Here is a 23,751-nt window from a genome sequence, read left to right on the forward strand (position 1 = left end):
ACTTCCGCTAGAATTGACAATTTCAGGGCATAATACAACCATCAAAAAAAGGGAGTGACACAGAATGGAGGCGGTTTCACCAATAAGGCGGTTTACGGTCGATGGAGTCAATGTATACTACGAACATTATCAAAATCCCGGCAGGCAAACGCTGGTCTGCGTACACGGTTTTTTATCATCTGCATTCAGCTTCAGAAAAGTAATTCCTCTCCTTCGGGACAAGTACGACATCATCGCGCTTGATTTGCCTCCTTTCGGCCAATCTGAAAAATCAAGAACGTTTATCTATACCTATCAAAACCTTGCTAAGCTTGTCATTGGGATTTTGGAGCACTTGCAAGTGAAACAGGCTGTGCTTGTCGGGCATTCTATGGGCGGGCAGATATCGCTGTCTGCTGCTCTCCAAAAACCTGAGCTTTTTTCAAAGGTTGTGCTGCTTTGCAGTTCAGGGTATTTAAAACGTTCACACCCGACGATTATTTTCGGGACCCATATCCCGTATTTTCATCTTTACATCAAACGCTGGCTCTCGAAAGAAGGCGTGATGAAAAATTTATTAAATGTGGTGCATGACAAATCGCTGATTGATGAGGAGATGATTGACGGCTATGGCAGACCGTTTCAGGACGAGCAGATTTTCAAAGCCATGACAAGGTTTATCCGCCACAGAGAAGGAGATTTAGAACCCGAGCAATTGAAGAAAATGAACAAGCCTGCTCTATTGATTTGGGGCGAGGAGGATCGAATTGTCCCAATGGAGATCGGTAAACGGCTGCACGCAGATTTGCCTAATTCCGTGCTGTACTCACTTGGCCAGACCGGACATCTGGTGCCTGAAGAACGGCCTGAACTTGTTTCTGAACACATTGCTCATTTTATCAATTAAAAAAACCGGTGCTGAACCGGTTTTTTAAGGCGTGCAGGAGCTGCTGTTTTTAATGAATAAAAGCTGGCCTGCCACTTCCCGGCAGCTGGCGATCGGCAGCGTTTGTTCAAAAGAAGTTTCAAATATTTGCTGAATGCTTTTCGCCAGCAAGTCGGGATCGTTTTCATCATAGACTGCCTGCACGACATCAACAGCCTCCGTTTCGTAAAACTCTTCTCCATATTTAAACGGGTCCCATTTGGCAATAATCTTAATCATTTCCCTGACCGCTTGACTTTCTTCCATATTCATCACCGCTTATAATAAAGTTTGCAGTTCTATCTTATCATAGTGAAGCTTAGAAGAATAAACATACATGAGGGGGTAACAGAATGAACTTTGATAAACGAGAAGAACGCCTTGGCACCCAATCGGTCAAATGGGACAAAACAGGCGAATTATTTGGCGTGACAGACGCCCTCCCGATGTGGGTGGCAGATATGGATTTTCGCGCCCCGGAAGCGATAACTGAAGCGTTAAAAGAGCGTCTTGACCACGGTATTTTTGGTTATACAACTCCAGATCAAAAAACGAAGGATGCTGTGTGCGGATGGATGCAAAACAGGCACGGCTGGAAGGTAAATCCGGAAAGCATCACATTCAGCCCCGGCGTTGTAACAGCTTTGAGCATGGCGGTACAAGCTTTTACGGATCCTGGCGATCAAGTAGTTGTTCAGCCTCCAGTTTATACGCCTTTTTACCATATGGTGGAGAAAAACGGCCGGCACATTTTACATAATCCGCTGCTAGAAAAAGACGGCGCATATGCAATGGATTTTGAAGATTTGGAGACGAAGCTTCGTGACCCAAGCGTTACATTGTTTATTTTATGCAATCCTCATAACCCTTCTGGGCGTTCATGGGGCCGGGAAGATTTACTGAAGCTAGGCGAATTGTGCCTTGAGCATGGCGTCACAGTTGTATCGGATGAAATCCATTCCGATTTAATGCTGTACGGACATAAACACACGCCGTTCGCTTCGCTCTCTGACGATTTCGCTGATATTTCCGTAACATGTGCTGCTCCAAGCAAAACATTTAATATCGCCGGATTGCAGGCTTCAGCAATCATTATTCCGGATCGCCTGAAGCGCGCCAAGTTTTCCGCAAGCCTTCAGCGCAATGGTTTAGGCGGACTGAACGCGTTTGCCGTCACTGCAATCGAAGCCGCGTATTCAAAAGGCGGACCGTGGCTTGATGAATTGATCTCTTACATTGAGAAAAACATGAACGAAGCGGAAGCCTTTTTGAGCAACGAGCTGCCAAAGGTCAAAATGATGAAGCCGGATGCATCATACTTGATTTGGCTCGACTTCAGCGCTTACGGCTTGTCCGATGCAGAGCTTCAGCAAAGAATGCTAAAAAAAGGAAAAGTTATTTTAGAGCCCGGGACGAAATACGGGCCTGGCGGAGAAGGATTTATGCGCCTGAACGCGGGATGCTCTCTTGCAACCCTGCAGGACGGCCTGCGCCGCATCAAAGCCGCATTATCGTAAATATAGCTGTAAACGCCTTTACGTCTTCATTTGTAAAGGCGTTCTTAATAAAGGAATTTTATATTTTACTTCTAATATTTAGTGTTATAATAGATTCATATTTTATACGAAAGGATTTCACACGAATGGAAATTCTAAAAGACTATCTTCTGCACATCTGCTTTATTTTGTTTCCTATTCTTCTTTACCAAGTGTTTTGGCTTGGAAAACCTGCGATTCTTGTGCCAAAAATAAACAGCGGTTTGGTCACGCTCTTCGCCTGCGGCGCCTCCGTTTTATGCATTATTTTCCCGATTCATGAAATGGACTACATACAATACGGCCTTCAGATGATTCCCGTTATCATTTGTTTATTTTACATTAGTACCGCTTCCGGACTTACAGTCGCCGCATCTGTCCTATGTTTTGAACTGCTTTTTTACGAACCTTCCGCAATGTTTGTTTTCACTTTGCTGCCTTTTCTTATCATTATCCCAATCTTATTTCAGAAAAAATGGCCATTCATGTCCAAAGCGAAAAAACTGCTGCTGTCTTTATTGATCAGCTGCGTGGAGATTTTCCTATTTTTCGCCTCAAGCTGGATTCTTTCCGCCTTGAATATTTTAAATTTTCAAAAATCAGGAATTTTCGTTTACGAGGCGGCAGTCTCAGGGCTTTTCCGCTCCAGTGTTCTTCTATTAAGCATCTATATTATCGAAAGCATCGCCGAAAATATCGCCCTGCGCTCACAGCTTATCCATTCTGAAAAAATGACGATTGTGAGTGAACTGGCAGCGAGCGTCGCCCATGAGGTCAGGAATCCGCTGACAGTTGTCCGCGGGTTTGTCCAGCTGCTTTTTAATGATGAAACCCTACAAAACAAGTCGAGTGCAGATTACAAAAAGCTTGTACTGTCAGAGCTTGACCGGGCGCAAGGCATTATTACAAACTATCTCGATATGGCCAAACAGCAATTATACGAAAAAGAGGTTTTTGACCTATCAGCCCTTATCAAAGAGACAAGCTCCCTTATGGTGTCGTACGCCAATTACAAGTCAGTAACCGTCGAGGCTGAAACAGAACCGGACCTTTTGATATACGGAGACGCAACAAAGCTGAAGCAGGCTGTCATCAACCTGATGAAAAACAGTATTGAAGCGGTTCCTCACGGGAAGGGTGTGATCCACATATCAGCCAAAAGAAACGGCCATACGATCATGATTAACATCACAGACAATGGGGTCGGGATGACAGACCATCAAATGCAAAAACTCGGCGAACCTTATTATTCCTTAAAAACGAACGGAACGGGACTCGGCCTCACCGTAACCTTTTCCATTATTGAACATCATCACGGGACCATTTCATTTAACAGCAGCTTCCAAAAAGGCACTACGGTGACCATTAAGCTTCCCGCTGATCTTCCTCACTAGCAAATCGATTGGAACTTTAATAGAATGAATGCGAGGTGATGACAGATGAGCACGTTTGAGACAGGCTCTATCGTTAAAGGATTTTACAAAACAGGTGTATACATAGGAGAAATCACGGCTTGCAGGCCGCAGCACTATTTAGTGAAAGTGAAAGCGGTTCTTACCCATCCCTCTCAAGGAGACCTTCATCATCCAAAACAGGCGGATGTGCCATTTTTTCATGAGAGAAAAGCGCTCGCATATGGTGAACAGACCAATATTCCCCACCATATGGTGAAGCCTTATGACGGTGAAGTGCCGGATTATACCGAATCTCTGCGGGAGGCGACAGCACAGCTGAGAGCCAAATTGAATGAGGATGGTTCGGAGTGGGCAAAACGCTCCCTTCATAATCTGGACATTTTAGAAAAAGAATATTTTAACCGGCCATAACCCAGTCTGACAAAAGATTGGGTTTTTCACGTCGCGCGCTTGAACAGTTCGGTTAAATCGATTCTTTCGCCGATTGTGGGCGGTTTCGGCTTTTCGAGATACTGCTTATCCTGCTCAACAAGCTTAAAAAGTTTATATGCTGTGAGAGCATCATCAAGCGCTTTATGATGGGTGCCGGTTCCGGAATCTCCATACTCTTCGGCAGCTTTCCATAAACCCGTCAATGTCCGGTCTCCAAAAAAGTTTTTGTATTCAAGCGATAAATCTCTCATTTCTCCCTTAAACGGGAAAGGGATATGGTTAAACATACAGTTTTGCTTCAGCACTTTCATATCCATGTTTCCCCACGTAATAATTGTGCTGTTTTTCTCAGGATCCAGCTCGTTTAGTTTACGGATGAAATCCTCGAATCTCATTCCTTCGTCTACCTGTTTTTGGGTTATTTTTAAAAATGATTTGCAGCGTTTCGTAAGCTTCGGGAACTTTTTCGGTCTAACATAGCTAGAAAACGTCTCAACCACTTCATCATCAATCGACTTTACAATTCCGGCTTCAATGATTTCCGGGAAGAAGTTTTGAGGACTGTACTTTCCATCAGGCATTGTAAATTCGAAATCAATAATGAGTAAGCTGTTTGTCGTCACCTTTTTACACCTGCCTTTCCTCCGATCAGAAAATGCTATCTTTATAGTATATCAATTCCCCTTCTCGACATTTCTTCATTTTCTAAAAATAATGAATTTTCCCAGCCGCTTCGTTTCTTTTAAATTGTGAATCGTTTCTTTATAATTAGTAAGGAACCCGAAATAATAAGAAGGTGATGTTATTTCTATCCGTAAGAAAAACTTTGTCATTGTGTGGCTGGCGAACTTTTTTGTCTCCGCTAGCACAACGATGATCGTTCCTTTTCTCTCCTTATACATTGAGACGCTCAGCTCTTTTTCAAACGGCTTTGTGCAAAGGTGGAGCGGCTATGTGTTCGGCATTACATTTCTCATGGCGTTTTTGGTATCCCCGTTTTGGGGACGGTTCGGAGACAAACGCGGATACAAGAAAATCCTTATGGCAACCGGAACGGGCATTGCCCTCAGCATTTTCTTCATGGGCTTTGTTACATCGGTGTACCAATTGTTTTTTCTGCGTATGGCAATGGGTCTTGTAACCGGATTCATCCCGACTTCTCTTGCGATGATTTCGGCACAGACTCCGAAGAGCTCAGCCGGCAAAACACTTGGCACGCTGCAAATGGGGCAAGTGTCCGGAAGCTTGTTCGGCCCGCTTTTGGGAGGCATGCTTGCTGATCGTTTCGGCTTTACGTATACCTTTTTTATCACATCCTTTGTGATTTTCTCGTCTGTTCTTCTCGTGTTATTTGGTGTCAAAGAAAAGCCTCTTGCAGAGAAAACAGCCAAACGTACGTCTTACTCGAGAAAAGAAGTGCTCTCCTATATTTTTCACCAGCCCGCACTGTGGGTCATGATGCTGTTAACCATGCTGATTCAAACAGGCAATTTCAGTATCCAGCCTCTGCTCGCTTTATATGTAAATGAGCTGCACGGACCTGTCAATCTTGCCTTTTTCTCCGGCATGGCATTTTCAGCAACGGGGCTCGGAAGTTTGCTGCTGGCTAGAAAATGGGGTGATCTGGGCGACCGCTACGGCCACCGCCGCATTTTAATCGGACTTTTGCTCGCCGCCTCTTTCTTTTTTATTCCGCAGGCGCTCGCGTCCTCACTCAGCGTGCTCCTTGTTTTCAGATTTTTATTCGGAATGGCGATGGGCGGTTTGCTGCCATGCATTACGGCAGCGATCCGCGTTCAGGCTCCCGGCAGCATTCAAGGTGAAGTTCTCGGCTACAATGTCAGCTTTCGCTTTTTAGGCAACGTGCTCGGGCCTCTGCTCGGCGGAATCATATCGAGCCATTTTACCATTTCGGCCACCTTTTACGTCACGGCGTTTCTCTTTTTCGCCGGCGCCTGCATGCTTTGGATCATGCAGAAACTTCGGAAAGATTCTTATGCCAAAGCAAGCTGATTCCGAGAAAAAACTGAGGAATCTTCTAAATTTAACCTTCTCGTAATCTCAAAAGAATGGTACGATATGGCTAGAATTTAGGAGAAAAGAGAGTGACCATGTTACGAAAAATAATCGGATGGATTTTGCTCCTTTGCATAATCCCATTGTTTGCATTTACAGTTATCGCTTCCGGAAAAGAAGTAAAACAAATGAAGTCCCTGGATCAGGTGCTTGATAAAAATATTGATCTGAAAGATATCAGCCTTGTTCAGAACAGCTACATGTATGACAGGGACGGCTCCCTTGTCTCGGAAATCGTCAGCGACCACGAAAACCGTGTGCTCGTTCCATTTAACAAGATTCCCGAGGAAGTCAAACAGATTTTCTTAACATCTGAGGACCGCCATTTTTACGAGCATAAAGGCTTTGACTTTATGGGAATGGTGCGGGCTACTGCTTCTAACGTAAAAGACAAGAAAATTGACCAGGGTGCCAGCACCATCACACAGCAGCTTTCAAGAAACTTGTATTTGAGCCACGAACGCTCCTTCAGCCGCAAGCTGACAGAGCTCGCGTATTCCTATCAGCTGGAGAAAAAATATACGAAAAATGAAATTCTTGAAGCTTACTTAAACACCATTTATTTCAACAACGGTGTCTATGGTGTCGGTTCAGCAGCTCAATTCTATTTCAGCAAACCGCTGAAATCTCTCACAGTGGGAGAAATGGCTTTTATCTGTGCTATACCTAATAACCCTACATTATATGATCCTCTCAAGCATTTTGACTACACGAAAAGCCGTCAAGAACGTTTGCTTAAAGGGCTAAAAGATGCCGGGGTCATTACGGACAAAGAGCTGAAAAAAGCCGTAAAACAAAAAATCAAACTGGATGTTGAAAAAAGAGAAGACAAATATCCTGACTACGTTTCCTACGTCAATGATGAATTCACTCAGCTGGTGTCTGAATCAGAAGGCTTTGATAAACGCCTTCAAAAAGCATCAGGAAAACAAAAAGAAAAGATCGAGAACGAGCTGTCCGCAAGAGTCAGCACGCTGATGAAAGACGGCGTGAAAATTTATACTGCACTTGATCCGTACATGCAAAATCAAGTTGTGGCACAAATGAATTCCAAGCTCCCGTATGCGGACGTACAGGGCGGAGCGGCTGTGATTAATCACCAGACGCATCAAATCATCGCTCTATCCGGCGGGAAAAACTATCAAAAATATGACTTTAACCGCGCCTACCAGGCGTACAGGCAGCCGGGGTCATCCATTAAGCCGCTTCTTGATTACGGCCCTTATATTGAACAGACCGGCGCGACAACAAGCAGCACCATTGATGCCAGCAAGTTTTGCAGCAAAGACTACTGTCCGCAAAACTACAATAACCGCACTTACGGCACAGTGACGCTTGATACGGCGTTTAAAAATTCATATAATACCCCGGCTATTAGAATGCTCGACCGCGTCGGCATCCAAAAGGCATTCAGTTATATTGAGCCGTATCATTTTGCCAAACTTGTCGACAGTGACTATCTTCTTCCGGCGGCGCTTGGCGGATTTACAAACGGCATGACGCCTCTTGAGATGACAAAGGCTTATACGACATTCGGAAACAGCGGAAGCTATACGCCGAGCCATGCGATTACAAAGGTGACAGACCTTAAAGGAAAAACGCTTTATAAATGGAATGATAAAGCGACTCAAATATTCAGCGTCCGCACGAACATGCAGCTGAAAAAACTGATGTCTTCCGTTGTGAAAAGCGGAACAGGGAAAAAAGCATATTTCAATGCGCCTTACATCGGCGGTAAAACCGGAACATCAAATGATTATCACGATATGTGGTTTGTCGGCCTGACTGATACGTATACAATGGGTGTCTGGGTCGGAAAGGATACACCGACCAGCGTTGAATATCTTCACAGCATCAGCCCTCAGCTTTCCATCTGGAAAGGAACGCTGCAAGCGGCTTATTAAAGGATCGGAGGGGATATGGGGTGACTTCAGAACAAATTCCAAATCGCGTTTTGCTGTTTGACGGTGTCTGCAATTTATGCAATGGCGCCGTGCAGTTTATCATTAAACGTGATCCGGACGGATTGATTTCTTTCACATCGCTGCAGTCGGAAACAGGACAGAGCCTGCTGAAAAAAAGCGGGCTTCCGACTGATCGGTTTGACAGCTTTGTCTTTATTGAAGACGGCCAAGTGTACACAAAGTCAACTGCAGCCATTAAGGTTTTCAGGCATCTGCGAGGCCCATGGCGGCTCTTCGTCCTGTTTTTCGCAGTGCCGAAGCCTGTCAGAGATATGGTCTATTCTTTCATTGCCAACAACCGCTATAAGTGGTTTGGCAAAAAAAATGAATGTATGCTCCCCTCCCCTTCTATTAAAAAAAGATTTTTACCGTAAATAAAAAATGGCTAGGAAGCTAGCCATCACAGATTGTTGACAAAATCCTAAAACGACTTCGTTTTAGGATTTTGTCATCTTTTCAGCGTGATTGAAAACTTTTGAAGTCGATGAAGAGCGAGCATTGGATGTGAAACGGCGGAAACCTGAGAATCTAGCCGCCGTTTTATTGCGTATAGAGCACGAAGCGCAAATCTGACCACCAAACGCTGAAATGGCTAGCTTACACAGGTAAGCTAGCCATTATGCTATTATAAAGCTTGATAAATATGAACAGAATACCGATAACAAAGGTAAACCAAAACAGCAGTTCCAATAGAATGAACCCGACTAATGACATGAGAGAAAGCGTCGAATAAATCCGGTATACGGTAAACACAAAGTAAGCGAGCGTGACGACCGCAAACCAGATCACAATCCAAATGACATTTTGCAAGAGCACGAAGGATAAAATCCCGCCGCCCAAATAAATCATGGAACCCATTCTGAGTTTTTTCAGGTTGTTCCCTTCCGGATCATTAGCAAAAAACAACAATGACAGCTCGGTCACGGTATTTGCAATCAATTTCAGAGCGGACAGAACCATAAAATATAAAAGTGCAAAGGCAGCAAATAACGCAAGCCTGATTCCTTTCTCTGAAAAATAATCGAGCATTCCATCATACATTCCAAATGAAGACAGCATCTTCAACGCATAAAGTGAAGTTGAGATGGATAAGGACGAACTAAAAAGCAGGATCGCAATCAGCGGAAAATATCCTGTCAAATAAGTATTTTTCATATAAAAAAGTCCCTTTCTATAATCTACCTCATTTATTATGGAGGACTTAAAACACATTGACAAGATAAATTATTCCATTTTTTCTCCTTTTTACGAATTACGGTCCCAAATCTTCACAAAGCAGCATTTTGAGAGTAAAGTAGTACGCAGGAATCATAAAACGTAAGGAAGTTTTATATGAAAAAAACATTAAAACTGCAAACCAGACTCACCATATTTGTTTGTATCGTTGTATTAATCGCATTGCTCATTACGTTTTTTACAGTCGGTGCCCAAACCACCAAACGAATTAGAGATCAGGAAAAGGCCACTGCGCTGCAGACTGCTGAAATGGTAGCTGAAGCGCCGATGACAGCCGCTGCTTTAGAAAGCGGAAAAAAACAAAAGGAACTGCAGAGCTACACAAAGCGGGTTCAGAAAATCACCGGCACGGAATTTGTTGTCGTCATGGATATGAACGGTATCCGCAAAACTCATCCTGACCCGAGCAAAATCGGGAAAAAATTCAGGGGCGGTGATGAGTCCGAGGTATTAAAAGGGCATGTCCATATCAGCACAGCCTCTGGCACGCTCGGGAAATCGCAGAGAGCGTTCGTCCCTGTCTACGCGGAGAATGGAAAACAGGTCGGTGCAGTCGCGGTCGGCATCACCGTAAATGAAATTGATGAAGTGATCAGCCATAGCTTACGGCCGCTTTACTTTATTATTTGCGTCAGCATCTTCGTCGGTGTGATCGGAGCCGTTATCGTCGCCCGTACAGTGAAAAATATCATGTACGGACTTGAACCTTATGAAATTGCGACTCTGCTTGAAGAACGGAGCGCGATGCTGGAATCGACGAAGGAAGGAATACTCGCTGTCGATGAACATGGCAAAATTAAACTTGCCAACGCGGAAGCAAAACGCCTATTCGTCAAAATGGGCATCAACACAAATCCCATTGATCAGGATGTAGATGACATCTTGCCGAAAAGCCGCTTGAAAAAGGTCATTGAGACAAAAAAACCTCTTCAAGACAGAGACGTCCGCATTAACGGGCTGGAGCTTGTGTTTAATGAAGTTCCTATCCAGCTGAAAGGACAAACTGTCGGAGCGATTGCAACATTCCGCGACAAGACCGAGGTAAAACATTTAGCTGAACAGCTTTCCGGTGTTAAAATGTATGCAAACGCACTGAGAGCGCAGTCTCATGAATTTATGAACAAACTGCATGTGATATTAGGTCTCGTCCAGCTGAAAGAGTATGATGATCTTGGAGATTATATTAAAGATATAGCCATACAGCAAAAATCAGAAACAAGTGAAATTATAAATGATGTCAAAAGCTCCGTACTGGCCGGTTTTCTGCTTGGAAAGCAAAGCTTTATACGTGAACAGGGCGCAAATCTTGATATTGAATGCAACGGTGTCATCCCGAACGCGGCAGACCCTTCTGTCATCCATGAACTTATTACAATCATCGGAAATCTCATCAACAATGGCTTAGACGCCGTTGCCGATATGCCGAAAAAACAAATCACCATGTCCATGCGCTTCCATAACAGCATACTTGATATTGAAATTACCGATACTGGAGCAGGCATGTCTGAAGAAGACCAAGCCAAAGTATTTGAACAAGGCTATTCAACAAAGGGCAAAAACCGGGGATTCGGCCTTTATTTCACACAGCAAAGCATCGAAAATTTAAAAGGCCAAATGATCCTCACAAGCGAAAAGAATGAAGGAACGACATTCAGTATTCGCATCCCGTACGAACCGAAGGAGGAAAATCATGATTAATGTACTAATAGTTGAAGATGACCCCATGGTGGGTGAATTAAATAAACGATACTTAAGCCAAATAGATGGCTTTCAGCTGAAAGGCATCGCTTCTTCCTTTCAAAGCGCTCTGCATATTTTAGGCGAGCATCATATCGACCTCATTTTGCTTGATATTTATATGCCGGGAAAAAACGGGCTGGAACTGCTGACGGAATTGAGAGCCCAAAATGAAGCGGTTGACGTGATTGTCATCTCAGCGGCCAGCGAGCTTGACGTGATCAAGAAAACACTTCGGTACGGAGCTGTTGATTATTTAATCAAACCGTTTGAATTTGAACGTTTCCAAACGGCTTTGTCTGATTACAGACGAAAACAAAAGGTGTATTCAACCCATCGCAACATGAGCCAAAAAGAACTGGACGCCGAGCTTTTTCAAAAGAAAGAAGCAACAGAAAAAGTGCAGCTTCCTAAAGGCCTTACAAAAAGCACGCTGAAGCTGATCTGGTCCAGTATCCAGTCATTTGAAAATGAATCTTTTACGACAGAAGACTTGGCAAAGCACACTGAAATCTCTCAAGTATCCATACGAAAATACTTAAAGTTTCTTGAAGATATACAGGTTCTGAATGTAGAAATGGCGTACGGAACGATCGGAAGACCTGTGTTTCAGTACAACGTCAACAACAGTAACCTTAACGGAATAAAGCAATATCTATAAGAAAACGCACTGCTTGCTTTGAGCAGTGCATTTTTTCTGTCATATCTCTTGCCAAGATGCTTGATTCTATTGTTGATAAGTTATACAAGAATAACAAAAGGCCTTTCAACATTTTTAAGCAAACAATTCTAAAAATAGATACTTTTTAAAAAATTATGCGAAATTCTATTTATTTCTTATTAGTTAAATGATAAATTATGATTGGTAAGTTGATCCCGAAAAACTAAGTCATAAGTCTTACTTCAGAAAACGATGTCACGGTTTTCCGCCCGGAACGCCTTCCGCATCCTTCTCTTCCCCGCCTTTCGAAGGAAATACTCACACCACGCTTATTCAGGGAAGAATAGAACTGTCTCAGCGCATTCCATTTGTTATTATCAGAAAATTTTATCGATTCTAAGAAATTGTTCAGGACAGCCCATCACATGACTGGCCGGATCAGCTTTGAACCAAATTTTTCTGGGGGGTTATATCTTGAATAAACGAAAAATCGGATTGGCGATGTCACTTGTGATCGCAGCAGGCACCATATTAGGAGCATGCGGAAACAGCGAAAAAAGCAGCGGCTCAGGCGAAGGCAAAAACAAATTCAGTGTGGCGATGGTTACTGACGTAGGCGGAGTGGATGACAAATCCTTCAACCAATCAGCCTGGGAAGGCATCCAAGCCTTTGGGAAAGAGAATGGGCTGAAAAAAGGCAAAAACGGTTACGACTATCTTCAATCCAAATCAGATGCAGACTATACAACGAACTTAAATAAATTGGCGCGTGAGAATTTTGACTTAATTTACGGCGTCGGCTACTTAATGGAGGATTCAATCAGCGAAATTGCTGACCAGCGCAAAAATACAAACTTCGCGATTATAGATGCTGTTGTCGATAAAGACAACGTCGCAAGTATTACGTTTAAAGAGCAGGAAGGCTCATTTCTCGTCGGAGTGGCCGCAGCCCTATCAAGCAAATCAGGAAAAATCGGCTTTGTAGGCGGCATGGAATCAGAGTTAATCAAAAAATTCGAGGTCGGCTTCCGTGCCGGCGTGCAAGCAGTTAACCCTAAAGCCGTTGTAGAAGTGAAATACGCAGGAGGTTTCGATAAAGCCGATGTCGGCAAAGCAACCGCCGAAAGCATGTATAAATCAGGCGTAGATGTTATTTATCACTCTGCGGGCGCCACTGGCACAGGCGTCTTTACTGAAGCGAAAAACCTGAAGAAAGAAGATCCAAAACGCGATGTCTGGGTCATCGGTGTCGATAAAGACCAATACGCAGAAGGCCAGGTAGAAGGAACAGATGATAACGTCACCCTCACTTCCATGGTGAAAAAAGTAGATACAGTCGTTGAAGATGTAACGAAAAAAGCGAGTGACGGAAAGTTCCCGGGCGGCGAAACACTTACCTACGGGCTTGATCAAGACGGAGTCGGCATTTCTCCATCTAAACAAAATCTATCGGATGATGTGATCAAAGCGGTCGATAAATGGAAGAAAAAAATCATCGACGGATTGGAAGTCCCGGCAACTGAGAAAGAGCTGAAAACCTTTAAAGCTGAATAAGAATCGCAGGGATAAGGAGGTCGAGCCCTTATCCCTTGTTTTTCTTTTATTTTGAAATAAAGGAGCGGTCAATCAATGGAATATGTCATTGAAATGCTCAATATCCGCAAGGCGTTTCCAGGTATCGTCGCCAATGACAATATCAATCTTCAGGTCAAAAAAGGCGAAATACACGCGTTGCTCGGTGAAAACGGAGCGGGGAAATCAACATTGATGAATGTCCTTTTCGGGCTGTATCAGCCGGAGCGGGGTGAAATTCGGGTGCGCGGCGAGAAGGTGCACATCAACAGCCCGAACAAAGCGAATGACCTTGGAATTGGAATGGTGCACCAGCACTTTATGCTTGTTGACACCTTTACAGTTGCTGAAAATATTATTCTCGGGAAGGAGCCAAAGAAGTTTGGCAGAATTGACCGGAAGCGTGCTGGCCAAGAGGTGCAGGACATTTCCGATCGATACGGCCTGCAGATCCATCCTGAAGCAAAAGCAGCTGACATATCAGTCGGTATGCAGCAGCGCGCAGAAATATTAAAAACCCTCTACCGCGGTGCCGACATTCTGATTTTTGATGAACCGACGGCTGTTTTGACGCCTCATGAAATTAAGGAACTGATGCAAATTATGAAGAACCTGGTCAAAGAAGGGAAGTCCATCATCTTAATCACCCATAAGCTGAAAGAGATTATGGAGATTTGTGACCGCGTTACGGTTATCCGTAAAGGAAAAGGCATCAAAACCCTTGATGTCCGTGATACAAACCAAGACGAACTCGCCAGTCTAATGGTCGGCCGTGAGGTATCGTTCAAAACCGAAAAGAGAGCTGCTCAGCCGGGAGCGGAAGTGCTTGCGATTGACGGCATAACTGTAAAGGATACCCGCGGAATAGAGACAGTCAGAGATTTGTCTCTTTCAGTCAAAGCGGGAGAAATAGTCGGCATAGCAGGCGTCGACGGAAACGGGCAATCTGAGCTGATCGAAGCGGTGACAGGACTCCGCAAAACAGATTCAGGAACAATCACCTTAAACGGAAAACAGATCCAAAACCTGACGCCAAGAAAAATCACTGAATCCGGGATCGGCCATATCCCTCAGGATCGCCATAAACACGGTCTCGTCCTTGATTTTCCAATCGGAGAGAATATCCTGCTGCAAAGCTATTACAAAAAGCCGTATTCAGCATTGGGCGTTTTACATAAAGGCGAAATGTACAAAAAAGCACGCAGCCTGATCACTGAGTACGATGTCAGAACGCCGGATGAATATACACACGCTCGGGCATTGTCAGGCGGAAACCAGCAAAAAGCGATTATCGGGCGGGAAATAGACCGAAATCCTGATTTATTAATTGCCGCCCAGCCGACTCGCGGCCTTGATGTCGGAGCGATTGAATTTGTCCATAAAAAGCTCATTGAGCAGCGTGATGCCGGGAAAGCCGTTCTTCTCCTCTCGTTTGAGCTTGAAGAAATTATGAATCTCAGTGACAGAATCGCCGTTATTTTTGAAGGACGCATTATCGCCAGCGTTAATCCGCAGGAAACCACTGAACAGGAGCTTGGTCTCTTGATGGCAGGAAGCACGCAAAAGGAAGCGGGGAAAGCAAATGGTTAAACGACTCTCTCATTTACTCGTGCCGCTCATCGCAATCATACTTGGTCTTGCGGCCGGCGCGTTGATTATGCTTGTGAGCGGCTACAGTGTGGCCAGCGGATATTCGGCTTTGTGGAATGGGATATTCGGAGAGATCTATTATGTCGGAGAAACCATCCGGCAAATTACGCCTTATATTTTATCCGGATTGGCTGTCGCCTTTGCATTCCGAACCGGACTCTTTAATATCGGCGTCGAGGGCCAGCTGCTCGTCGGCTGGACAGCAGCGGTTTGGGTCGGTACGGCGTTTGACGGACCGGCATATATTCACTTGCCGCTCGCATTGATTACAGCGGCAGCTGCAGGAGGATTATGGGGGTTTATTCCCGGCATTTTGAAAGCGCGATTTTACGTTCATGAAGTCATTGTCACCATTATGATGAATTATATCGCGCTGCACATGACCAATTACATCATTTCAAACGTCTTGACAGATCATCAGGACAAGACGGGGAAAATTCACGAATCCGCCTCCCTCCGCTCTCCTTTTCTTGAACAGATCACCGATTACTCACGGCTGCATTTGGGAATCATCGTTGCCCTTCTCGCAGCAGTTATCATGTGGTTTATCATCAACAAAACTACAAAGGGATTTGAGCTCCGGGCGGTCGGGTTTAACCAGCACGCTTCCCAGTATGCCGGCATGAGCGTGCGGAAGAATATCATGACCTCCATGCTTATCTCCGGCGCTTTTGCAGGCCTTGCCGGAGCCATGGAGGGCCTAGGGACATTCGAATACGCAGCAGTGAAAGGCGCATTTACCGGCGTAGGCTTTGACGGTATCGCTGTCGCTCTTCTCGGGGGAAACACAGCCGTCGGCGTTGTACTGGCGGCATGCCTGCTTGGCGGTCTGAAAATCGGCGCATTAAATATGCCGATTGAATCAGGCGTTCCATCAGAGGTCGTTGATATTGTGATTGCCATTATTATTCTGTTTGTGGCTTCAAGCTATGCGATTCGTTTCGTCATGGGCAAATTGAAGAAAAAGGGGGGGAACTAAGTGGACATTGTGCAGATTTTATCTATCATTGTCCCTGCCACACTCGTCTATGCGGCCCCGCTTATTTTAACTGCTCTCGGTGGCGTGTTTTCCGAGAGATCAGGTGTTGTGAATATCGGCCTAGAAGGCCTCATGATTATCGGGGCGTTCACCAGCGTGTTATTTAATTTATTTTTTGGTCCGGAATTAGGTGCCGCCGCACCTTGGCTTTCGCTCCTTGCCGCCATGGCAGCAGGCGCCCTGTTTTCACTGATTCACGCGGCAGCGGCGATTTCGTTTCGCGCCGACCAGACAGTCAGCGGTGTCGCCATTAACATGCTGGCGCTTGGGGCAACTTTATTTATCGTCAAACTGATCTACGGCAAAGCGCAGACAGACAAAATTCCAGAGCCTTTTTATAAGACGAAAATCCCCGGTTTGGGCGATATTCCCGTCTTGGGAAAGATCTTCTTTTCGGATGTCTATTATACGTCTATTCTTGCAATAGCACTTGCCTTTATTTCCTGGTTTATCTTGTTCAAAACGCCGTTCGGCCTTCGTATCCGTTCTGTCGGAGAGCATCCGATGGCGGCCGATACGATGGGAATCAACGTATATAAAATGCGCTACATCGGCGTGATGATCAGCGGATTGTTCGGCGGTCTCGGCGGCGGCGTATATGCCTCTACAATTGCGCTTGATTTCACGCACTCTACCATCTCCGGGCAAGGCTTTATCGCCCTGGCAGCGCTTGTATTCGGAAAATGGCATCCGATCGGAGCACTGGGGGCCGCCCTGTTTTTCGGATTCGCCCAAAGCTTAAGCATCATTGGATCGCTGCTCCCTCTTTTTAAAGACATACCAAATGTGTATATGCTGATGGCTCCTTATGTCTTAACGATTCTCGCTTTAACCGGCTTTATCGGGCGGGCAGATGCGCCAAAAGCCAATGGCGTGCCCTATATTAAAGGAAAAAGATAAAACATTTTCCCCTGGGAAGACGATTCTCAGGGATTTTTTTCTAATCCAAAAGACCCCCTTAATTTAATTGTTTATTAGTTTTTTAACTTAAAAAAATATGAAGTGTTAACGCTTTCTTGTAGACTGTAACAAACAATACATGGGGGTGTATGACATGGGAGCAATTCCAAAAACGGGGACAATTTCACCTGAGCCAAAAGACTCACAGGGGAAAAACCTGTTTCAAAAAATCTGGTCTTGGGAAATCGGTGTGATTCCTCTGCCTTTATACACAGTATTAGCTGTTATTATTATTCTTGCAGCCTATTACAATGAGCTGCCGGCAAATATGCTTGGCGGGTTTGCCATCATTATGATTCTTGGTGTGTTTCTCGGAGACATAGGCCAACGCATACCGATATTGAAGGATATTGGCGGCCCTGCTATTTTATCTTTGTTTGTTCCTTCATTTTTAGTCTTTTACAATGTACTGAATTCAACATCTTTAGACGCTGTAACCAACTTGATGAAAACGTCTAACTTCCTTTATTTCTATATCGCTTGCCTTGTTGTGGGAAGTATCCTCGGTATGAACAGAATTGTTTTAATACAGGGGTTTATCAGAATGTTCGTTCCACTGGTTGCAGGAACGATCGCGGCCGTTGCAGCCGGCATCCTTGTCGGATTTATTTTTGGCTATAGTGCCTATGATTCCTTTTTCTTTGTTGTTGTCCCGATTATTGCCGGGGGAATAGGCGAAGGAATTTTACCGCTTTCAATCGCCTACTCACAAATACTGGGCTCATCTGCTGATGTATTTGTGTCTCAGCTGGTTCCAGCCGCAATTATAGGAAACGTTTTTGCTATCATATGTGCAGCCTTAATGAAAAAGCTTGGCGATAAGCGTCCAGATCTAAATGGGAACGGACGTCTCGTAAAATCTAAAAAAGCAAATGAGATTTTCAATCAAAAAGAAGCCGAAGCAAAAATTGATTTCAAATTAATGGGAGCAGGAGTTCTGCTCGCGTGTACATTCTTTATTTTTGGCGGGTTATTGGAGAAATTCATCTTCATCCCGGGCGCGATCTTAATGATTATTTCAGCTGCGGCTGTCAAGTATGCAAATATTCTTCCGAAAAAAATGGAAGAAGGCGCTTACCAGCTTTATAAGTTTATTTCTTCAAGCTTTACATGGCCGCTGATGGTCGGTCTCGGCATCCTCTTTATTCCGTTGGATGACGTAGCGTCTGTGATTTCTATTCCGTTTGTCATCATTTGTATTTCAGTTGTTATCGCGATGATTGGTTCTGGATATTTTGTAGGCAAGCTGATGAACATGTATCCGGTTGAATCCGCAATCGTTACTTGCTGCCACAGCGGCCTCGGCGGAACGGGTGATGTTGCCATTTTATCAGCATCAGGAAGAATGGGCCTTATGCCGTTTGCCCAAATTTCAACCCGTCTCGGCGGTGCAGGCACAGTTATTTGCGCGACAGTTTTGCTTCGTTTTTTCACTTCATAAACAGAAAGAGTTCCGTTTTATGCGGAACTCTTTTTTTATTTATTCACAATCCGAATATACTCTCGGGGACCAAACGGCAGATCCTTTGATTCCGTCTCACTCATTCTGGCTGACAGGTGGTGCTCCAGTAAATACAGCTCCCACTCATCACTAGCCGCCACACCGCTGCGCCCGTCATATTGATTCAACATGAATGCCCCTGCAAATACTGAGCAGAATAAACCTGAGCACATCACGACTTTTCTTTTCACATGACCAGCTCCTTACCTTCAGCTTGATCAGGATTGATTTTAAATATACAAATAACCTCTTTTTTGTTAGACTTATTTTGAGGTCAAAAGAACTCATAAAAACCCATTATAGCAGTTCGAAGCGTGGCAGCTTGCAGAAAAGTGCGATATAATTTGGACTAGGTCGTTTGACCGTATATTTCATACATAGCGCATTTTTCAATTGAGAACGAGAAAAGGAGGTCTTATCTTTGCAGCTCTTACATCTTGCTATTTTATCGCCTTTTTTATTTGCTTTTATCATTCCCTTCTTGGCAAAATACGCAAAAAGAGTGCATACGGGCTGGTTTGTGTTGATCCTGCCCGTCTTGCTGTTTATATACTTTCTCCCAATGATCAGGATGACGCAATCTGGAGAAACACTTCGATCGGTATTAGAGTGGATTCCGTCACTCGGCATTAACTTTACCGTTTATATAGACGGCCTCGGGTTATTATTCGCTTTACTGATCACAGGCATTGGCTCTTTGGTCACTCTTTACAGCATTTTTTATTTATCGAAAGAAAAAGAACAGCTTGGGCCCTTTTATGTCTACTTATTGATGTTCATGGGCGCCATGCTCGGCGTCGTTCTAGTAGACAATGTCATGGTTCTCTACATGTTCTGGGAGCTTACAAGCCTTTCATCCTTTTTGCTGATCGGCTATTGGTATAAGCGGGAAAAGTCGCGCTATGGCGCAGCCAAATCACTTTTGATTACGGTCAGCGGCGGGCTGTGCATGCTCGGCGGATTTATTCTCCTTTATTTGATAACGGATTCCTTCAGTATTAGAGAGATGGTTCATCAGGTTCAATTAATTGCCGGCCACGAATTGTTTATCCCGGCTATGATTCTCATTTTATTAGGGGCTTTTACGAAATCAGCGCAATTTCCTTTTTACATCTGGCTCCCTGACGCGATGGAAGCTCCGACGCCTGTCAGCGCTTATCTCCATTCAGCTACTATGGTAAAAGCCGGCATTTATGTGATTGCGAGATTCAGTCCTATTTTCGCCTTTTCAGCCCAGTGGTTTTGGATCGTGTCCCTCGTTGGCCTTTTTACGATGGTTTGGGGTTCATTCCATGCCGTGAAACAAACTGATTTAAAATCGATTTTGGCGTTTTCAACCGTCAGCCAGCTCGGCATGATCATCTCCATGCTTGGAGTCAGTGCTGCGGCCCTTCATTACGGACATACAGAATATTATACAGTTGCCGCTATGGCTGCCATTTTCCATTTGATCAACCACGCAACCTTTAAAGGAAGCTTGTTTATGGCAGTCGGGATTATCGATCACGAAACAGGCACACGGGATATCCGGAAGCTAGGCGGCCTAATGGCGATTATGCCGATTACATTTACCATTTCCTTAATCGGGACATTTTCAATGGCCGGCTTACCGCCGTTTAACGGATTTTTGAGTAAAGAAATGTTTTTCACAAGCATGCTTCGCGTGACACATTTTGACCTGTTCAACGTGCAGACATGGGGCGTTCTGTTCCCTCTTTTCGCCTGGATCGGAAGTGTATTTACGTTTATCTACAGCATGAAATTGCTGTTTAAAACATTCAGAGGAAATTACCAGCCTGAGCAGCTTGAAAAACCGGCTCACGAGGCGCCTGTCGGCATGCTCGTACCACCAGTCATTCTTGTCGCTTTGGCTGTCAGTCTCTTCTTTTTCCCGAATATATTGTCGTACAGCCTGATAGAGCCTGCGATGAACTCAATCTATCCGACACTGCTTGCCGGCCATGAGAAATTCCACGTTCACATTTCACAGTGGCATGGGGTTACAACGGAATTGCTCATGACTGCGGGTATTGTTGTGATCGGAACAATTGGTTATTTGTCGCTGAATAAGTGGAAAGGAATCTATAAACTGTTTCCTTCGAAACTCACACTCAACCGGTTATACGATAAGCTTTTGACTCTGATGGAGAAAGGCTCTTACCGGGTCACAAAACAATATATGACCGGGTTTTTAAGAGATTATTTGCTGTATATCTTCGCTGGTTTCATCATTCTGATAGGCGGAGCTTTTGCCATTAAAGGCGGATTTTCATTTAAAACGGAAGGCATGGCTAAAATCGGTGTATACGAAATCATTTTGACGCTTGTCATGATCAGCGCCACAGTGGCGACTGTTTTTGCTAGGTCAAGACTGACGGCGATCATTGCACTCGGTGTTGTCGGTTATACGCTTGCATTGTTTTTTGTCATTTTCAGAGCGCCGGACTTGGCATTGACTCAGCTCGTCATTGAAACGATTTCTGTGGCACTGTTTCTGCTTTGCTTCTACCATTTGCCGAAACTGAGGCTGAAAACAAAAACGAGAACGTTCCGGATGACGAATTTTATCATTTCTTTAGGCGTCGGTATTATTGTTACTCTGCTTGGTATCGCATCCTCAAGCCAGCGGACAAAAGACAGCATTGCGTCCTTCTTTGTCAAACACAGCCACGATCTCGGCGGAGGGGATAATGTCGTCAATGTCATTCTTGTTGATTTCAGGGGATTTGATACAATGTTTGAAATTACGGTATTAACAATAGCCGCTCTCGGCATTTACAGCATGATTAAAACAAAAGTAAAAGAGGAGGGGAAAAGCGGTGAATGAACAAAAAACAAATGACTTGATTCTTCAAACCGCGACAAAGCTTGTATCCTTTATCATTTTGCTTTTCTCTTTCTATTTATTTTTATCAGGGCATAACGCGCCCGGAGGAGGCTTTGTCGGCGGACTGATCACGTCCTCTTCCATCGTTCTCTTGCTCTTGGCATATGATTTAAAAACCGTGCGTTCCCTTTTGCCGGTCAATTTCATTTATGTCGCGGGAGCCGGCCTTCTGCTCGCTGTATTAACAGGCGTTGGCTCCTTTGTCTTCGGGGCTCCTTTTTTAACCCACACATTCGGATACTTTCAGCTGCCGATCCTTGGGAAAACGGAGCTCGCCACAGCGACGATATTTGATTTAGGCGTTTATCTTGTTGTCGTAGGCATAACGATGACCATTATTCAAACGATTGGAGAGGAAGAATAATGGAAATCTTAATGGCTGTATTAGCCGGTATTATTTTTATGGCTGCTACGTATTTGCTGCTGTCTAAAAGCCTGCTTCGTGTCATTATCGGAACAGCACTGTTAAGCCATGGCGTTCATTTAATGCTTTTGACTATGGGAGGATTAAAGAAAGGCGCCGCTCCGATTTTGAGCGAGCATGCCAAATCATTTGTCGATCCGCTTCCGCAAGCCCTGATTTTGACCGCAATTGTCATTTCTTTTGGCGTTACGTCATTCATCCTCGTCATGGCCTTCCGCGCTTATCAGGAATTGAAATCGGACGATATGGATCAAATGAGGGGAAATGATCAACATGAATAATTTTGTTATTTTGCCAATCCTGATCCCGCTTTTGTCGGCTATTCTTCTGATTTTCATGACGAAGAATCTTATGCTCATGAGAATCTTCAGCACGGCGGCATCGGCCATCGGGATTGTGATTAGCGGCATACTTGTACAGACTGTCTTCACAAAAGGCATCCAGACACTCAGCCTAGGCGGATGGAAAGCGCCGTACGGCATTGTGCTTGCCGCAGACCAATTCGCCAGCCTGCTCGTTCTCACAACAGCGGTCATCGGTTTATTAGTTGGGCTTTATTCCTTCCGTTCTATCGGTGAAAAACGGGAGCGCTCCTTTTACTACTCCGGCGTACAGTTCTTGCTTGCCGGCGTCAGCGGAGCGTTTTTAACAGGCGATTTATTTAATATGTACGTATTTTTTGAGCTTCTGCTTATTGCTTCCTATATGCTGATTGTATTAGGCGGCACAAAAATTCAGCTGCGCGAATCCCTTAAATATATTGTGTTTAATATCGTGTCGTCTGCCCTGTTTGTCATAGGGGTCGGCTTTTTATACGCTGTAACCGGCACGTTAAACATGGCGGATCTTAGCGTGAAAATCAGCGAAACAGGACAAACCGGGCTGATCACTGTGATTGGTGTCCTGCTGCTTTTGGTATTTGGCATGAAGGGCGGAATCTTCCCCCTCTACTTTTGGCTTCCAGGCTCTTATTACGCGCCACCGGCAGCAATCTCCGCGTTGTTCGGCGCTTTGCTGACAAAAGTCGGGTTATATGCGATTGCGAGGGTTTTCACATTGATTTTTATTCACGATACAGCCTTTACCCATCAGCTGATGATTTGGCTGGCGGCGCTGACTGTGATTTTCGGTGTGATCGGTTCACTCGCTTATTCGAATGTCATGAAAATTGTGATCTATAACATTATTACTGCTGTCGGCGTGATTTTGTTCGGTGTGGCAGTACACACCCCCGCATCCATTCAGGGCGCGATCTACTATCTGATTCACGATATGCTGATTAAGGGCGCTTTGTTTATGCTGGCAGGTACGCTGATCGCATTGACTGGAACCGCGAGCCTGCATAAAATGGGCGGGCTGATCAAACGCTATCCTGTTCTTGGATGGATGTTTTTCATTTCCGCTATTTCTCTTGCAGGCATTCCGCCACTAAGCGGATTTGTCGGCAAATTTAAAATTGCAGAGGGCGGCTTCGCAGAAGGTGAATTTACGATATCCATGCTGATTCTGCTTTCGAGTCTGCTCGTACTGTACTCTGTGCTGAGGATCTTTATACATGCGTTTTGGGGCGAAGAAAAAGAAACGCCAAAACCAAATCATCGAACAGCTAAAGGACTTCTTTATCCGGCAGCTATTTTTCTCTTGCTGTCTCTTCTCTTCGGGTTGGGTACAGAATGGGTGTCGCCTTACGTTGATCAAGCGGCCGAGACGCTGCTGAATCCGGAAAAATATATCGAAGCTGTTCTGAAGGAGTAGATC

Annotated in this window: 23 protein-coding genes; 18 read left to right on the top strand and 5 right to left on the bottom strand. The window is 44.6% G+C overall.

Annotation, left to right across the window (positions count from 1 at the left end):
* Nucleotides 1–64 precede the first annotated feature (64 nt).
* Entirely contained in the window at nt 65–886 is an 822-nt protein-coding gene (locus tag KXZ66_RS16245; RefSeq protein WP_032726784.1) for an alpha/beta fold hydrolase, read from the top strand.
* Between the two features lie 24 nt (nt 887–910).
* Here the strand turns inward: KXZ66_RS16245 and KXZ66_RS16250 are convergent, their stop codons facing one another.
* Nucleotides 911–1,171 carry a YugE family protein gene (locus KXZ66_RS16250; RefSeq protein ID WP_032726785.1) on the bottom strand — a complete coding sequence of 87 codons (261 nt, stop codon included), beginning with the start codon at nt 1,169–1,171 and terminating at the stop codon, nt 911–913.
* Between the two features lie 86 nt (nt 1,172–1,257).
* Here KXZ66_RS16250 and patB point away from each other — a divergent pair, with 86 nt between their 5' ends.
* From patB to kapB, 3 genes are all read left to right on the top strand, one after another.
* A complete protein-coding gene (patB, locus tag KXZ66_RS16255) occupies nt 1,258–2,421 on the top strand; it encodes a cystathionine beta-lyase PatB (RefSeq protein ID WP_151870082.1) in 1,164 nt (387 codons plus the stop codon).
* A gap of 125 nt (nt 2,422–2,546) precedes the next feature.
* Nucleotides 2,547–3,833 (top strand): sporulation sensor histidine kinase KinB, encoded by a 1,287-nt coding sequence (gene kinB, locus KXZ66_RS16260; protein WP_015714613.1) that lies wholly within the window; start codon nt 2,547–2,549, stop codon nt 3,831–3,833.
* A 45-nt stretch (nt 3,834–3,878) separates the two neighbouring features.
* On the top strand, nt 3,879–4,265 hold the full coding sequence (kapB, locus tag KXZ66_RS16265; protein WP_015714614.1) for a kinase-associated lipoprotein KapB: 387 nt from the start codon (nt 3,879–3,881) through the stop codon (nt 4,263–4,265).
* Nucleotides 4,266–4,291: 26 nt separating this feature from the next.
* Here kapB and kapD read toward each other — a convergent pair whose 3' ends face one another.
* Together kapD and KXZ66_RS22650 are read right to left on the bottom strand one after the other, a co-directional pair.
* Nucleotides 4,292–4,909, bottom strand: coding sequence for a 3'-5' exonuclease KapD (gene kapD / locus KXZ66_RS16270; RefSeq protein ID WP_014480688.1), 618 nt, complete (start codon nt 4,907–4,909; stop codon nt 4,292–4,294).
* 75 nt (nt 4,910–4,984) lie between these two features.
* Nucleotides 4,985–5,188, bottom strand: coding sequence for a hypothetical protein (locus KXZ66_RS22650; RefSeq protein ID WP_003243502.1), 204 nt, complete (start codon nt 5,186–5,188; stop codon nt 4,985–4,987).
* On the opposite strand from KXZ66_RS22650, the gene KXZ66_RS16275 reads away from it, so the two are divergent.
* The 3 genes from KXZ66_RS16275 to KXZ66_RS16285 all read left to right on the top strand — a co-directional run bounded on the left by KXZ66_RS16275 (nt 5,091) and on the right by KXZ66_RS16285 (nt 8,700).
* Nucleotides 5,091–6,299, top strand: coding sequence for a multidrug efflux MFS transporter (locus KXZ66_RS16275; protein ID WP_220562392.1), 1,209 nt, complete (start codon nt 5,091–5,093; stop codon nt 6,297–6,299). The genes KXZ66_RS22650 and KXZ66_RS16275 overlap by 98 nt on opposite strands.
* Nucleotides 6,300–6,391: 92 nt before the next feature.
* Nucleotides 6,392–8,266, top strand: a complete 1,875-nt coding sequence (locus KXZ66_RS16280) for a transglycosylase domain-containing protein (RefSeq protein ID WP_010886602.1) — start codon at nt 6,392–6,394, stop codon at nt 8,264–8,266.
* A gap of 20 nt (nt 8,267–8,286) precedes the next feature.
* Nucleotides 8,287–8,700 carry a thiol-disulfide oxidoreductase DCC family protein gene (locus KXZ66_RS16285; protein WP_015384506.1) on the top strand — a complete coding sequence of 138 codons (414 nt, stop codon included), beginning with the start codon at nt 8,287–8,289 and terminating at the stop codon, nt 8,698–8,700.
* A gap of 223 nt (nt 8,701–8,923) precedes the next feature.
* Here the strand turns inward: KXZ66_RS16285 and KXZ66_RS16290 are convergent, their stop codons facing one another.
* Nucleotides 8,924–9,481, bottom strand: a complete 558-nt coding sequence (locus KXZ66_RS16290; protein WP_003228837.1) for a YufK family protein — start codon at nt 9,479–9,481, stop codon at nt 8,924–8,926.
* A gap of 177 nt (nt 9,482–9,658) precedes the next feature.
* On the opposite strand from KXZ66_RS16290, the gene maeL reads away from it, so the two are divergent.
* The 7 genes from maeL (at nt 9,659) to maeN (ending at nt 18,622) form a co-directional block, all read left to right on the top strand.
* Nucleotides 9,659–11,260: a two-component system sensor histidine kinase MaeL gene (maeL, locus tag KXZ66_RS16295; RefSeq protein ID WP_003228835.1), complete on the top strand. Its 1,602-nt coding sequence runs from the start codon at nt 9,659–9,661 to the stop codon at nt 11,258–11,260.
* Entirely contained in the window at nt 11,253–11,960 is a 708-nt protein-coding gene (gene maeM, locus KXZ66_RS16300) for a two-component system response regulator MaeM (protein ID WP_014477821.1), read from the top strand. Before maeL ends, maeM begins: the two co-directional genes overlap by 8 nt.
* Nucleotides 11,961–12,434: 474 nt before the next feature.
* A complete protein-coding gene (gene nupN, locus KXZ66_RS16305) occupies nt 12,435–13,514 on the top strand; it encodes a guanosine ABC transporter substrate-binding protein NupN (RefSeq protein ID WP_015384509.1) in 1,080 nt (359 codons plus the stop codon).
* Between the two features lie 75 nt (nt 13,515–13,589).
* On the top strand, nt 13,590–15,122 hold the full coding sequence (gene nupO, locus KXZ66_RS16310; RefSeq protein ID WP_003228830.1) for a guanosine ABC transporter ATP-binding protein NupO: 1,533 nt from the start codon (nt 13,590–13,592) through the stop codon (nt 15,120–15,122).
* Nucleotides 15,115–16,161: a guanosine ABC transporter permease NupP gene (gene nupP / locus KXZ66_RS16315; RefSeq protein WP_021480492.1), complete on the top strand. Its 1,047-nt coding sequence runs from the start codon at nt 15,115–15,117 to the stop codon at nt 16,159–16,161. The genes nupO and nupP overlap by 8 nt, the downstream gene beginning before the upstream one ends.
* On the top strand, nt 16,162–17,121 hold the full coding sequence (gene nupQ / locus KXZ66_RS16320; protein ID WP_014480697.1) for a guanosine ABC transporter permease NupQ: 960 nt from the start codon (nt 16,162–16,164) through the stop codon (nt 17,119–17,121).
* Nucleotides 17,122–17,275: 154 nt separating this feature from the next.
* Nucleotides 17,276–18,622 (top strand): sodium/malate symporter MaeN, encoded by a 1,347-nt coding sequence (maeN, locus tag KXZ66_RS16325; RefSeq protein ID WP_029725866.1) that lies wholly within the window; start codon nt 17,276–17,278, stop codon nt 18,620–18,622.
* A 35-nt stretch (nt 18,623–18,657) separates the two neighbouring features.
* Here the strand turns inward: maeN and KXZ66_RS16330 are convergent, their stop codons facing one another.
* Nucleotides 18,658–18,873, bottom strand: a complete 216-nt coding sequence (locus tag KXZ66_RS16330) for a hypothetical protein (RefSeq protein ID WP_015483630.1) — start codon at nt 18,871–18,873, stop codon at nt 18,658–18,660.
* Between the two features lie 230 nt (nt 18,874–19,103).
* Here KXZ66_RS16330 and KXZ66_RS16335 point away from each other — a divergent pair, with 230 nt between their 5' ends.
* The 4 genes from KXZ66_RS16335 to KXZ66_RS16350 are packed head-to-tail and all read left to right on the top strand — an operon-like array spanning nt 19,104 to nt 23,748.
* Nucleotides 19,104–21,509, top strand: a complete 2,406-nt coding sequence (locus tag KXZ66_RS16335) for a Na+/H+ antiporter subunit A (RefSeq protein ID WP_017695526.1) — start codon at nt 19,104–19,106, stop codon at nt 21,507–21,509.
* On the top strand, nt 21,502–21,933 hold the full coding sequence (locus KXZ66_RS16340; protein ID WP_003228819.1) for a Na(+)/H(+) antiporter subunit B: 432 nt from the start codon (nt 21,502–21,504) through the stop codon (nt 21,931–21,933). Before KXZ66_RS16335 ends, KXZ66_RS16340 begins: the two co-directional genes overlap by 8 nt.
* Nucleotides 21,933–22,274 carry a Na(+)/H(+) antiporter subunit C gene (locus KXZ66_RS16345; RefSeq protein ID WP_003220730.1) on the top strand — a complete coding sequence of 114 codons (342 nt, stop codon included), beginning with the start codon at nt 21,933–21,935 and terminating at the stop codon, nt 22,272–22,274. The genes KXZ66_RS16340 and KXZ66_RS16345 overlap by 1 nt, the downstream gene beginning before the upstream one ends.
* Nucleotides 22,267–23,748, top strand: a complete 1,482-nt coding sequence (locus KXZ66_RS16350) for a Na+/H+ antiporter subunit D (RefSeq protein ID WP_032726793.1) — start codon at nt 22,267–22,269, stop codon at nt 23,746–23,748. Before KXZ66_RS16345 ends, KXZ66_RS16350 begins: the two co-directional genes overlap by 8 nt.
* The last annotated feature ends 3 nt before the right edge of the window (nt 23,749–23,751 follow it).

The organism is Bacillus sp. LJBS17, from assembly GCF_019334685.1.
GTDB lineage: Bacteria > Bacillota > Bacilli > Bacillales > Bacillaceae > Bacillus > Bacillus subtilis.

Coding starts and splice junctions, on each gene's coding strand:
- KXZ66_RS16245 (WP_032726784.1), top strand. CDS start 65: ATGGAGGCGGTTTCACCAATAAGGCGGTTTACGGTCGATGGAGTCAAT.
- maeN (WP_029725866.1), top strand. CDS start 17,276: ATGGGAGCAATTCCAAAAACGGGGACAATTTCACCTGAGCCAAAAGAC.
- nupO (WP_003228830.1), top strand. CDS start 13,590: ATGGAATATGTCATTGAAATGCTCAATATCCGCAAGGCGTTTCCAGGT.
- KXZ66_RS16290 (WP_003228837.1), bottom strand. CDS start 9,481: ATGAAAAATACTTATTTGACAGGATATTTTCCGCTGATTGCGATCCTG.
- kinB (WP_015714613.1), top strand. CDS start 2,547: ATGGAAATTCTAAAAGACTATCTTCTGCACATCTGCTTTATTTTGTTT.
- nupP (WP_021480492.1), top strand. CDS start 15,115: ATGGTTAAACGACTCTCTCATTTACTCGTGCCGCTCATCGCAATCATA.
- patB (WP_151870082.1), top strand. CDS start 1,258: ATGAACTTTGATAAACGAGAAGAACGCCTTGGCACCCAATCGGTCAAA.
- maeM (WP_014477821.1), top strand. CDS start 11,253: ATGATTAATGTACTAATAGTTGAAGATGACCCCATGGTGGGTGAATTA.
- kapB (WP_015714614.1), top strand. CDS start 3,879: ATGAGCACGTTTGAGACAGGCTCTATCGTTAAAGGATTTTACAAAACA.
- KXZ66_RS22650 (WP_003243502.1), bottom strand. CDS start 5,188: ATGTATAAGGAGAGAAAAGGAACGATCATCGTTGTGCTAGCGGAGACA.
- KXZ66_RS16250 (WP_032726785.1), bottom strand. CDS start 1,171: ATGGAAGAAAGTCAAGCGGTCAGGGAAATGATTAAGATTATTGCCAAA.
- KXZ66_RS16345 (WP_003220730.1), top strand. CDS start 21,933: ATGGAAATCTTAATGGCTGTATTAGCCGGTATTATTTTTATGGCTGCT.
- KXZ66_RS16350 (WP_032726793.1), top strand. CDS start 22,267: ATGAATAATTTTGTTATTTTGCCAATCCTGATCCCGCTTTTGTCGGCT.
- maeL (WP_003228835.1), top strand. CDS start 9,659: ATGAAAAAAACATTAAAACTGCAAACCAGACTCACCATATTTGTTTGT.